Source organism: Nocardiopsis sp. RV163 (genome assembly GCF_001029525.1).
In the GTDB taxonomy this organism is placed as follows: Bacteria; Actinomycetota; Actinomycetes; order Streptosporangiales; family Streptosporangiaceae; genus Nocardiopsis; species Nocardiopsis dassonvillei.
Genome location: NZ_LEKI01000174.1, coordinates 1 through 11,867, shown reverse-complemented (window position 1 = coordinate 11,867; position 11,867 = coordinate 1). Strand labels below are relative to the sequence as shown.

Below are 11,867 nucleotides of genomic sequence, written 5' to 3'. Positions count from 1 at the left end.
CCAGCCAGTGCTGGGCCGATCGGCTGCCAGAACAGGGTGATGAGGGTCAGCAGGACCAGGCCCGCCGCGCCCGCAGCGAGCAACCGCGGGTCGATGCTCGGCTCCTCCTCCGCCGCGGCGTTCCCCGAGGCGGTCTCCGCGGAGGGCTCCTCCTCGGGGGGAGGCGTGTAGGCGGGAGGGGCGGGAGGAGGCGAGGGCGGTTCCTGCCCCAGTGCGTTGGCCTGGTCGACCGAGACCACGCACAGGGGGTCCAAGCCCTCGTAGACGCCCTCGCCGCCGGCGTCGAAGGGCACCACCAGGCGCCACTCGGGGCGCACCCGGCGGTCCTCGCCCAGTGCGCCGCCGTCCGCCTGGGTGCGGCCCGCGTTGTACCCGTAGATTTCGTCCGCGCGCCCGGGGTCGCCCAGGACGAGGTCGGCGATGCCCTCCAGACCGGGGGAGCCCTCCGGGACCACGTAGTAGTACACGGTGGGACAGATGTCGTAGGTCCCGGTGGCGGTGTCCGCCGCGGCCGGTGCCGCGGACGCGACGCACCAGGTGGCGAGGACCGCCGTGAACGCCATGGCCCCGCGCGCCGAGCGCGCGTGCGAAGATCCGGACCGTGCCGCCGCTGTCAGGGTCACTCGCTCTCTCCTGTGGCTGTCTTCGCTGCTGGGGAACGCCTTCCGGGCCGCGCGGACCGGCGTCGCCGGGCCCGGGGCCGGTTCCGCGGGGCGGCGGGCACCGTCAGGGACGGGCGAAGGCAAACCCTACGAGGTTCGGGAGAACTTTGCGTGCCCCTGGGGCATCTGTTCACCCGTGGGCGTGGCACTCTATGATGTCGGACTCTCCGAGCGCCCCCGGCCCCGGGCCCGCACAGTCCCCTCCCCAACCCCGTGGCAGGTGTGAGATCGCCTGAACCGCGCCGTTCTGCGACCTGGAAAGCGAGCGATACGGGACGTGGCCAAGCAACCGCGCACTCACCACAGGTGGGACCTCCTCGACCGGGAGGGGGACCCGGTTCCGTGGTCCGCCTACGACGTACGTTCGCTCAAGACGTTCTACGAGGGGCTGGCGGACGCCGCCGAGCAGGCCGCCGCCGACCTCCGCAGGCTGGACAAGGGGCAACTGGGCGAGGGCAGCACCGTCGACGCCCTCAAGGAACTCATCGAGGAACTGCCCAAGTACCTGGACAAGGCCCACAACGCCTACGAGAAGGGCTACAAGGCCCTCGAAACCTGGACGGGCGCGCTGGAGACGGCCCGCGAGCAGAGCGGGATCATCGTCTTCGAGGCCGAACAGGCCTACCTCGCCCTGGAGGACCCCGAGGAGTGGAAGCGGGAGACGGACGGTGACGACCCCGTCCGCGACGCCTACGTCACGCGCCTCCGGACGGTGCTCGCTGACATGGACGACGCCGTCGGCACCTGCAAGAACGCCCTGGAGGAGGCCAAGCAGGGCGACCCGAACGAACTGTGGGGATGGCTCGACGCGATCGTCACGTGGGTCGAGGAGAACCCCCTCATCTACGCGGCGATCCTCGTGGTCGGCGGTATCGCCGCCATCTTCATCCCGGGCCTGGGCATCGCCCTGGCCCTCGGGGCGCTCGCGATCAGCGCGTCCACCCTCCACCGTGAGGGCAAGCTCGGTTTCAACATGGAGACGGTCACCACCCTCGGCCTGGACCTGATCTCCCTCGTCCCCGGCGGCGTGCTCCTGCGCGGCGGACGCGCGGTGACGCGTGGTCTGACCGCCGCGGCTCCGCGCGTGACCGGAAGCATCTCCTCGGGAGTGCGCAGCGCCTCCTCGGCGGTACGGGGCGCCACCAGCGGGGTACGGGGCGCGGTGGGCGGCAACCGTGCCGTCCGGACCGTCACGTCGACGGTGGGCCGCGTCAGCCGGGACCACCCGGTCATCTCCACGACCATCACCACCGGCGCCCGGGACACCGCCGTCGGCATGGGCTCCTCGATCGCCGTGCAGATGGCCGCCGGTACCTCCTGGGAGGACATCGACCTCGGGTACGAACTCGCCAGCGCCGCCGCGACCAACGTGCCCGGTGCCGCTGTCGGCGCCGCCCACGACCACGGATCGCTGCCGTCCTTCCTGGGCGGCTCCGACGGTTCGGGCGGCGGCTCCGGTCCCGCTCCGGGGGCCGATCCCGCGCCCACGGCCGGCGACGGCGCGTCCCCGGAGCCGGCCGCCCCTGCGGTCACTTCGGACACGGGTGGCACCTCGGGCGCTCCGGAACCGGCCGCCCCTGCGGTCACTTCGGACACGGGTGGCACCCCGGGCGCTCCGGAACTGGCCGTCGCCCCGTCCGGTCCTGGCACCGGCGGTGCTCCCGCGACGGCCGACGCGGGTGGCACCTCGGGCACTCCGGAACCGGCCGCCCCTGCGGTCACTTCGGACACGGGTGGCACCCCGGGCGCTCCGGAACCGGCCGTCGCCCCGTCCGGTCCTGGCACCGGCGGTGCCCCCGCGACGGCCGACGCGGGTGGCACCCCGGGCACTCCGGAACCGGCCGCCCCTGCGGTCACTTCGGACACGGGTGGCACCTCGGGCGCTCCGGAACCGGCCGTCGCCCCGTCCGGTCCTGGCACCGGCGGTGCTCCCGCGACCGCCGACGCGGGCGGCGCTCCCGGAGCCACCGACCCCTCCCGCTCCTCGGGGGACGGCCCGCACGCCTCCCCGCAGGGCGGTACGACCTCCTCCGCCACAGCGGAAGCGACGGGCGGCGGTCCCGGTCCCGGTCCCGGTCCCGAGGGCCAGCGCTTCGAGGGCGGGTACGGGGGTTCCACGGGCGGGGCCAACGTCGCGGGCGAGGGCGTACGCCTGCCCTCCCAGCGCCCGGGCCAGCCCGGGGAGCCGACGGTCGACGACCGCGTGCCGCACCGGAACGACACCCCCGCTGCGGGACGGCCCGGCGAGGAGCCCCCGGCCGCCTCCGGTCGGACGGGCCGGGACGAGGGGGCCTCAGCGCCCACGGGACCGCGGGCGGAAGACACCCCGGTCGGACCCGACAACGGCGTTCCCGCCGCCGCGCACGACGGCACGGGAGCGGCGGACGACCGCACCGTGGCCTCCGGTGACTTCGGCGAGTACCGCACCGGCCGGGGACCGGACGGGGAGCGCAGCGTCTCCTACCGCTATCCGGCGGACGGCGGCGACTACACCATGGACGTCACCCGCGACGGAGTGGACGTCAACGGCACCTCGGTGCGGCGCACCGACGACGGCTTCCGGGTGGCCCGGCCGGACGGCGCGTCGGTCACGGCCTCACGCGGCGGGAACGACGAGCCGCGGGGCGTCACCCTGACCGGACCGGACGGTGCCCCCGGCGCCTCCTACCGGGACGGGGAGGTGCGCGTCCCCACCGCGGACGGCGACGTCACCGCCTCCCGGGACGGCGACGGCTCCACCATCCGGACCGGCGACGGCCTCACCGTCCAGCAGCCCCGCGGCGACGGCGACGTCCGCATCACCCGGAGCGGAGACGGGCCGGTCGACCTGCGGTTCGAGAACGGGGGCCCGGAGATCTCCCGGCCCGGGAACGAGGGCTCCTCCGCCGTGCCGCGCACCCGGGTGACCGACCCCGCCACCGGCCGGAGCACGGAGATCGGCCCCGACGGCTACCGGCTCGACACCGGGGGCGCGACCTCGCAGAGCTACGACCGCGGGACCGACAGCGCCACCGTTGAATCCGGCGACACCCGGATCCGGGCCGACCAGCACGAGGTCAGGGTCGCCGACGGCGCGCGCGGAGTCGACCTGCGGCAGGGCCGAGACGGTGCGGGCACCGCCACGGGCGCCAACTCCAGGGCGGTCGTCCGGCCGGACGGCAGCGCCGAGATCAGGACGGACAACCCCTCGCTGACCCCGAGGGCCGTCCAGGACGCGAACGGCCACGTCACCGTCGGGGACACCCGTACCGCGCCGGGGCGTGTGCGCACCGAGGACGGCACCACCGTCGGGATCACCGAACGGGACGGCCGGACCGTCGTGGAGGTGCGCGGAACCGACGGGGCCACGCGCTCCTACGGCACCGACGGCCGCCCCCACGGCGCCTACCCGCCGCTGCGCACCGATCCCGCGACGGGCCGGCCCAGCGTGCTCACGGGCGGCACCAGGGTGACCCTGGTCCAGGGCTCGGACCCCGCGCTGCGGGTGGACACCCCCCAGGGCTGGACCGTGACCACCTCACGCGACGGCCAGTCCTCGGTGAGCACGCCCCCGGACGCCCGGGGAGACCGGCTCCAGACCGTCCGCGAACCCGACGGTTCCACCGCGATGAGGAGCGGCGACCACTGGGTCGCGTCCGGACCCGAGGGGCCCGGCGGCCCCGGGCGCGTGGTGGCGGGCGGGCCCGACGGCGTCCACGCCCGCAGCTCCGCCGACGGCGCCCACGTGTCCGACGGAACGACGCGGACGGACGCCCGGCCGGGGACCTCGCCCGGCCTGGGGAGGGGGGAGACCACGCACGCGGCGCCCCCGTACGGGCCGGTGGCCGAGCACTCGGGCGCGGGAGGCCGCGTTACCACCGACGACGGGGTCACCGTCCACACGCGCGCGGACGGGCTCCGGGTGGACGTGCCCCGCGACGCGGACCGCACCGTCCGCGACGGCGACCGCACCGTCGGCGTCGGTCCCCGTGGCACCGACGTGCGCGGGCCCTCCCCGGACAGCCCGGGCAACCCCCCGCTGCGGATGGGCGAGACCGCCGGGGACGCGGGCAGGGTCGCGCCGAGCTGGCGCGTGTCCACGGACTCCGAAGGCGGCATGACCGGACACACCCGACCCGACCAGGGCGTCAGCGTGCGACCGGAGCCGGGCCGGCTTCCGTCCCCGTTCCGCGGGGCCGACGAGGTCAGCTTCCGAACGGGGGACATCGAGGGGACCCAGACGCGCTCGGGCCGGACCACGGTCACCGACGGCAACGGCAGCACGGTCCGGGACGGCCGGGGAGGGGTCCGGGTGGACGGCGGCGACGGCCGCCCCGACCTGCGCGTCACCGACGACCACGTCCGGGTGACCACTCCCGAGGGCGCGCAGCACCGGGTGGACGTTCCCGGCGCCCGCGCCGACGACGGCGGCGTCGCGGGTACGCCCCGCACCGACGGCGCCCCGGGTGCGCGGACCGACGGTGACGGAGCTCCCGCGCGCACCGACGACGGCGCCGGTGCCTCCGGTGACCGGCGGGACGGGCACTCCCCGGACGGGGACCGCTCCCCCGTGCGGCCGAGCCTCAACAGCTTCGGCGCCATGCTGGAGGAGATGCGCCTGACGCTCGCCAAGAACTTCGTCAACGTCCTCGGCGGCCTGGGGGTGGAGATCGCGTGGCAGGAGTTCGCCGACGGCGACTTCACGGGTACCGACGTCGTCCAGGCCGTCGTCCAGTTGGGCACCGCCGTTCCCAAGGGCCTGGCCGAGGGCCGGATCTCCGGGACCACCGCGCTGCCGACGGACGGCGTGGGCTCGCACCTGTCGGCCTTCCCGCTGGAGATGGGCCACCAGGCGGTCCGCAACGACCTCCGCGACCTGATCACGAACGAGTACCTCGACGAGGAAGTCGCCGTCGCCGCGGAGAGGGAGGCCATCGGCGGACAGGCCGCGTTCCTCGAAGGCGAGCTGATCCCCGAGCTGAGGGCGGAGATCGAGGCCGCCCGTGCGGACGGGAGACGCCCGGAGGACCTGGAGAGGCTGGGCGCGGTCCTGGACGCGGCCGAGGCGCTGAGCGCGGACCTGGCCAGGAGGGACGCCGAACTCGACGAGAGGGTCAACCTCCTCTAGGAGCCGGACCGCACACACCGAGGAAGGGAGTACGCATGGCACGTGTCGTGAGGATCGACATCGGAGCCCTGGAGGAGATGGAGCGCTCCCTGGGGCGCATCCGGAACGCCTTCGCGGGCGAGAACGTCGAGAGCCCCGGGGACAGGTCCGAGGACATCGGCCCCGGCGACCTCGTGGACAAGGCCAAGGACTACGGCGAGGACTGCAAGAAGAACTACGAGCGCCAGGCCGAGGACCTGGGCGCCCTGCTCCAGGCGATCACCCCGGTCATCGACAGCTTCCGGGAGGCCGACGAGAAGCTGGGCGCGAGCCTGACGGAGGGCGACGAGCCCGCTCCCCCGCCCAACCAGGTCGCCGTCTGACCCCGAGGCAGCAGAGGAGAGGCACCTCCATGCCATACCAGTTCGAAGAGGACGTCCCCGAGGTCGACATCCTGTTCGACATCGCCGTCCCCGAGACGTGGACGCAGTACGACCTCAGCGGGGACGCCCTCGCCCGGCTGCGCGCCCAGGCCGTCGAGATGCACGGGAACAGGCCCGAGGAGCTGGACGCCCTCAACGACATGTTCGGTGACATCGCCCAGGTGACGAGCGACGTGGTCGGAGCGGGCCTGCTGGCGGCGGCGGGTGTCTTCGAGGAGTACGACGACGGCTTCTTCATGGCGACCGTCTGCGTGTTCGCCTTCCCGGCGGGGAGGGGAGCACACGCCATGGACCCGATCCGGATGATCGAGCACGTCTACCCGGACACCGCCACCGCGCGTGAGGGCACCTGGCTGCGCAAGGACGCGGTCGACCTTCCCGAGTCCGGCGCGGGGACGTGCGGTCGCGTCTTCGGCATCGCCGACCACGACCTGGAGGACGCCGTCGTCCGGTCGGTGGTCATGCACACCGCCTTCGAGCTCCCCGGGCTCGACAGGCGCGTCATGGTCAGCTGCACCAGCCCCAACTCCCAACAGGTCGAGGACGTCCTGGACCTCTTCGACGCCGTCACCGCGAGCGCGCGGTTCCGGCTCCGCGAGGTCGAGCGGACCACCTGAGGGGACCGCGGCCGGTGGTGAACGGGGCGAACCACCACGCAGAATGACGTATCCACCACAATGGTGCTCGCGGAAACGGTCCAGGCCCCCGCCACGACCGCGCCGACCGGGCACGAGCGACAGGACCCACCCGACCAGACCAGCAGGAGGCACACATGCCCGTGTACAACGTCGACAGCGACAAGACCGAGGAGACCTCGTCCTCCCTCATCCAGGAGTTCAACGAGTTCACCGAGCGCCTGGAAGGCATCAAGAGCAAGGTCGACGGCCTCATCTCGGACGGCTACAGCACCCCGGCCGCCGAGAAGCACTTCCGCCCGTTCTTCGAGGAGTTCAACACCGGTTTCGAGGGAGTGAACAAGGGCCTCGAAGGCATCGGCAAGTACATCAAGACCGTCGGCGAGACCTTCAGCGAGACCGACGACAAGCTGGGCGAGGGCCTCAGGGGCTGATCCCGGGGGAGACCCCGGCACCACCCGGAAGGCGGGGCGGCGCCTTCGCGCCGTCCCCGCCACGACCCGACGACGAACCCGGAAGCAGTCCCACCGTGCGCCTCCTCTTCACAGCGACCCCAGCCACCGGTCCGGCCGTGGACGGCCCCGACGGCAGCGGCCCCGTGGCTTCCTCCGCGCTGCGCCTGGACGTCCTCGTCGACGCCGACCCCAGCTCCACGGTGCGCCAGCTCGCCGAGGCCGTCGATCCGATGGTGCGCACCCTGCCCCGCGCACCCGGCCAAACCGTGCCGCTGTACCTGGGCGACCGGCCCGTGGACCCGTCCGCCTCCCTGGCCGACGCGGGCTTCCTCGACGGCTCCCTCGTCGGCGTGGGCGGCCCCGCCCCGGTCAAGGGCGAGCCCCCCGGCGTGGTCGAGGTCCGCGTGGTCTCGGGCCCCGACGCCGGGCGCGTGGTCCGCCTCGACCCCGGCGACTACGTCGTCGGCGACGACGAGGTCGCCGTGCTCGCCGTGGAATCCGAGGGCTACTGGGCGCGGATCCGGGTCGCTCCGGACGGGACCGCCACCATCCTGGGCACGAGCGGGGGCCGGGGCTGCTCCCTGGAGGGCGACGAGGTCGGCCCGGACACCGTCTGGCCGCAGGGCGAGCAGCTCACCCTGGGCGGCACCCTCTTCGAGGTGTGGCCCAACCACCGTCCCGACGCCTCCGTGGTGGCCTCCGACGACGGCACCGGGCTGGACTACAACCGCCCGCCCCGCCTGCACCCGGCGCCCACCAGGACCAGGTTCAAGCTGCCCGCCCCGCCCGAACCGCCGGACCGCCCGATCACCCAGCTGATCATGATGATCCTCATCCCGATCACCATGGCGGTCGGCAGCGCGCTCGTCATGGGCCGCCCCCAGTACCTGCTCATCGGCCTGCTCGCCCCCGTCTCGGTGCTGTTCATGCAGATCATGCAGCGGCGCACCACCAAGGCGCGCTACGACAAGCAGCTCGCCGAGTACGAGGAGAAGAAGGAGCGCGTCACCCGCGACGCGCGCGACGCCCTCGTCGCCGAGCAGCGCAAGCTCCGCGACACCTGCCCCGACCCCGCCGCCGTGCTGCTGCTGGCCACCGGCCCGCGCGCGCGGCTCTGGGAGCGCCGCCAGATCGACGAGGACTTCACCCAGTTGCGCGTGGGCACCGGCAGCATCCCCTCCCAGGTGGTTCTGAGCGACCCCACCAAGGACGAGCACCGCCGGGACGTCACCTGGGACATGCGCGACGTCCCGGTGAGCGTGTCGGTCAAGGACAACGGGGTCGTGGGCGTGGCAGGGCGCGGCGAGGGGGCCCAGGCCCTGGAGCGCTGGCTGGTCGCCCAGCTCGCCGCCCTGCACAGCCCCGCCGAACTGCACCTGTACCTGCTGTCCATGGAGGGCGACCACAACCGCTGGCGCTGGACCCGTTACCTGCCCCACCTGCGCGGCGACCGCCCCCGGCTCTCGCTCGGCCGGATCGGCATCGACGCCACCACCTGCGCCCGCCGGGTGTCGGAGCTGCTCATGCTCCTGGAGGCCCGCCAGCAGGCCCGGCGCGACCTCGCCGACCAGCCCGCGGTCGTGGTGGTGCTCGACGGCGCCCGGCGCATCCGCTCGCTGCCCGGCGTCGTCCAGTTGCTGCGCGAGGGCCCCGAGGCCGGGATCTACGTCCTGTGCCTGGACGCCGACGAGCGCCTGCTCCCCGAGGAGTGCCAGGCCGTGGTCAGCTCGACCCCGCACGGCATGCGCCTGCGCCGCACCTCCTTCGACAACGTCGAGGACGTGCGCGCCGACGTGCCCTCCGCTGCCTGGGCCGACCGGCTGGGCCGCGCCCTTGCGCCCATGCGCGACAGCAGCGTCGGCGAGGGCGGCGGCTCGCTTCCGCGCAGCGCCCGCCTGCTCGACGTCATCGGCCTGGAACCGCCCAGCGGCGAGGCCATCGCCGCCCACTGGGCCTCCGGGGGGCGCAGCACCGTCGCCACGCTCGGCGCGGGCCTGGACGGCCCGTTCTCGGTGGACGTGCGCCGGGACGGCCCGCACGCCCTCATCGCCGGCACCACCGGTTCGGGCAAGTCCGAACTGCTCCAGACCCTCGTGGCCTCCCTGGCGGCGGCCAACCGCCCCGAGTCCATGTCGTTCGTGCTGATCGACTACAAGGGCGGCAGCGCGTTCAAGGACTGCGTGGAACTGCCGCACACCGTCGGCATGGTCACCGACCTGGACACCCACCTCGTGAGCCGGGCCCTGGTGTCGCTGGGCGCCGAACTGCACCGACGCGAGCACATCCTCGCCAAGGCCGGGGCCAAGGACATCGAGGACTACCTGGAACTGCTGGACCGCGACCCGCGCATGCCGCAGATGCCCCGACTGATGCTGGTCATCGACGAGTTCGCCTCCATGGCCCGCGAGCTGCCCGACTTCGTCAAGGGCCTGGTCAACATCGCCCAGCGGGGCCGCTCCCTGGGCATCCACCTGGTACTGGCCACACAGCGCCCCGGCGGCGTTGTCACCAACGACATCCGCGCCAACACCAACCTGCGCATCGCCCTGCGGATGACCGATGAGGCCGAGAGCCGGGACGTCATCGACGCCGCCGAGTCCGCGCACATCGGCATCGACACCCCCGGGCGAGCCTACGCGCGCCTGGGGCACGCCTCCCTGCTGCCCTTCCAGTCCGGCCGGGTGGGCGGGCGCAGGGTGGTGGCCGCGGCCAACGCCTCCGACCCGGTCGCGCACGCCGTGAAGTGGTCGGACCTCGCACTGCCCGCGCCCGAGGCCGTCCAGGGCCCCGCCGACACCGGCGACGTGGAGGCCACCGACCTGACCGTCCTGGTCGCAGCGGTCAAGGAGGCCGCCGAGCGGTCGGGCGCCCGCCGCCAGCCCAGCCCGTGGCTGCCCGCGCTGCCCACCGCGCTCACCCTGTCCGAGCTGCTGCGGGGCCGTTCCCCGCAGGCCGTGCACGGCCGGATCCAGCCCGCCCCGGTGGGACTGGTCGACGTGCCCGCCCAGCAGCGCCAGTTCCCGTACGTGTTCGACCTGGGCAGGACGGGACACCTGCACATCATGGGCTCGGGCCGCACCGGCCGGTCCCAGGCGCTGCGCACCGTCTCCGCCTCCCTCGCCCTGGCCCACCACCCCGGGGACGTGCACATGTACGGCCTGGACTGCGGCAACGGCGCCCTGCTGCCGATGGAACGCCTCCCGCACTGCGGCGCGGTGGCCCAGCGCACGCAGGGGGAGCGGGTCGTGCGCCTGCTGGGCATCCTCGGCGAGGAGCTGGACCGGCGCCAGAAGCTGCTCGCCGCGCACGGCTGCGCCGACCTGGAGGAGCTGCGCACCAAGCTGGCACCGGACGAGCGCCCCGCCCACGTGGTGCTGTTCATCGACCGCGTGGACGCCTTCGAGCAGACCTTCGGCGAGTACAACTACGGCGCCCTGGTGGAGGGCGTCACCACCCTCATGCGCGACGGCGCGGGCGTGGGTGTGCACGTGGTGGCCACCGGCGACCGCCTCCTGACCCGCACCAAGTACTCCTCCACCACCGAGGAGCTGCTGGTGCTGCGCTGCAACGACAACGGCGACTACAGCGCCGCGGGGCTCAACGCCCGCTCGCTGCCCGAGGAGGTCCCCGACGGCAGGGCCTTCCGCGCCGGGGACGCGATGGAGGTCCAGCTCGCCCTGCTCAACCGCGACCCGCAGGGCTCGGTACAGGGTGCCGAACTGGCCCGTATCGCCGACTTCGTGTCCCGGCGGCCGCAGGAGGAAGCCGGGCCGCGCCCGTTCCGGGTGGACGTCCTGCCCGACCAGCTCACCTACGCCGACACGGCCCGGTACCGTTCCGGGGGCCCGCGTCCGCTGCACGCGCTGCTGGGCGTGGGCGGCAACGAGCTGACCGCGGTCAGCGCCGACCTGTCGCGCGTCCCGACGTTCCTGGTGAGCGGGCCGCCCCAGTCCGGACGCTCCAGCATGCTCGCCACGATGGCCAGGTCGCTGCTGGAGGCCGGCACCGAGCTCCTGCTGGTCACCCCGCGCTCCTCGCGGCTGGCTGACCTGCGGCACCAGCCGGGGGTCCAGGGGGTCCTGGACGCGGCCGAGCCGAAGCTCTCCCAACTGCACGAGGCGCTGGGCCGGTTCCAGGGCGAGACCGCCGTGGTGATGATCGACGACGCCGAACTCCTCCTCCAGAGCGACCTCGGCAGGGAGTTCACCCGTATCGCCCGCGGCATGGTCGGCGCCGGGTGGGGCATCGTCGCCGCGGGAACCAACGAGGCCCTCCAAGGCGGTTTCAACGGGTGGCACGTCCACCTCAAGCGCAACCGCGTGGGAGCCCTGCTCTCGCCGCAGGCACAGAGCGACGGCGAGGTGCTGGGCATGCGCCTGCCCAAGGGCGTGTCCAGTCCCCGCCTCACCCCCGGCACCGCCTACCTGCACCTGGGCGACGGCCGTATCCAACAGGTGAGGGTGCCGCTGCCGTGACCGCCACCGGCCGCCCCGAGCGGGGCGGCCGGACCGGGACCGGTGATATTCATGAGTGTGCCCCTTTCCTCCCCCTGCCCCCCTCCGGCGGAGGACCCCGTGCCCCCGCCC

Annotated in this window: 5 protein-coding genes and 1 pseudogene; 5 read left to right on the top strand and 1 reads right to left on the bottom strand. The window is 74.0% G+C overall.

The window, feature by feature from the left end:
* Positions 1-623: pseudogene (locus ABD54_RS22705) on the bottom strand (hypothetical protein); the annotation flags it as partial.
* A 316-nt stretch (positions 624-939) separates the two neighbouring features.
* On the opposite strand from ABD54_RS22705, the gene ABD54_RS22700 reads away from it, so the two are divergent.
* The 5 genes from ABD54_RS22700 (at position 940) to ABD54_RS22680 (ending at position 11,756) form a co-directional block, all read left to right on the top strand.
* A complete protein-coding gene (locus ABD54_RS22700; RefSeq protein ID WP_047871561.1) occupies positions 940-5,769 on the top strand; it encodes a hypothetical protein in 4,830 nt (1,609 codons plus the stop codon).
* Between the two features lie 35 nt (positions 5,770-5,804).
* Positions 5,805-6,131: a hypothetical protein gene (locus ABD54_RS22695; protein ID WP_047871560.1), complete on the top strand. Its 327-nt coding sequence runs from the start codon at positions 5,805-5,807 to the stop codon at positions 6,129-6,131.
* A gap of 29 nt (positions 6,132-6,160) precedes the next feature.
* On the top strand, positions 6,161-6,808 hold the full coding sequence (locus ABD54_RS22690; protein ID WP_047871559.1) for a hypothetical protein: 648 nt from the start codon (positions 6,161-6,163) through the stop codon (positions 6,806-6,808).
* 155 nt (positions 6,809-6,963) lie between these two features.
* Complete coding sequence (locus ABD54_RS22685) at positions 6,964-7,260, top strand: WXG100 family type VII secretion target (RefSeq protein WP_017563317.1); 297 nt, start codon at positions 6,964-6,966, stop codon at positions 7,258-7,260.
* Between the two features lie 95 nt (positions 7,261-7,355).
* A complete protein-coding gene (locus ABD54_RS22680) occupies positions 7,356-11,756 on the top strand; it encodes an FtsK/SpoIIIE domain-containing protein (protein ID WP_047871558.1) in 4,401 nt (1,466 codons plus the stop codon).
* Positions 11,757-11,867 lie beyond the last annotated feature (111 nt).